Consider the following 1,036-nt stretch of genomic DNA (forward strand, 5'->3'; position numbering starts at 1 on the left):
TGCGGTGCGCCGGCGTGGACGGGACGCCGGACGAGGACGAGGCGGCCGCGGCGGATCAGGTGGTGCCGGCGGAAGCCCTCGACGACGCGCCCTGAGCGGGCCGCTGCTCGACCGGTGCCGGTGCGGGCACCGGCCCTTGGGCCTGCTCGTCGTCGGACAGCGGCCGGCGGGTCAGCGCGAGGTTGTTGCTGAGCGAGAAGTACCACCGCAGGCCGGTGTCCCCCTCGCCCGTCCGGACCCACGGCAGCACGTCCGTCTTCTTGCGGTCGGCGAGGTCGCCGAGCAGGCGTGCGAACCGGACGGGCTGCGCTCCCTCCGCACCGGGCCGGTACCACAGGTCCCACACCTCCTCCGCCTCGTCGGAAGGCCGCAGGGCCGGCAGGTCGTAGGGCAGGTCGAAGCTGAGCGAGGCGTGCGGGGCAGCCGGGGGGCCGGCAGCCGGAGAGGGCCACGTGGACAGCTCGAAGGCCTGCTCCTCCTTGTTGCGGGGCACGGCGACGACCGTGCCGGCCTCCCCCGCGGCCGCCCGCGCCGCCGTCCCGTACAGCTGGGCCTGGACGGTGCAGGACCGCGGGCCGAGGTCGACGGAGACGACCTCGGCGTGGCCCGTGCGGCGCCAGGTGCGCAGGGCCAGATGACCGTCGGTGGTGGCGTAGGGCACCCAGGGCGCGAGGGCGCCGTCGGGATCGTGGGGCGCCGGCATCGACAGCAGCCGGGCGGTCTCGACCAGTTGGGCGCGGACCCGTTTGCGCCTGCCGTCCACGGCCCGCTCCACGTAGGTGTCCCAGCGGGACTCGGGCAGTCGGTGGACGGCCCGGTCGAGGCGCACCTCGACCCAGCCGTCGACGGCCTCGGTACGCGGCGGCAGCACGAGGCGCAGCGACGCCGCGGCGTCGTCGCGGCGGGCGCGGAACAGCAGCGCCGCCCTGCCCTGCGGCAGCCGGTCGACGTGCAACCGGAACACCAGCGACGGTTCGCTGGTGGCCCTGACCCGGCCGACCGGTCGGCGCAGCTGCACGACGGCGGGCTGGCCCTG

1 pseudogene is annotated in these 1,036 nt (G+C 76.4%); it reads right to left on the reverse strand.

The features are described from left to right. Positions 1–55: 55 nt before the first annotated feature. Positions 56–1,036, reverse strand: a pseudogene (locus tag ACYVE9_RS28160) (glycosyltransferase); the annotation flags it as partial.

Source organism: Streptomyces sparsus (genome assembly GCF_054776295.1).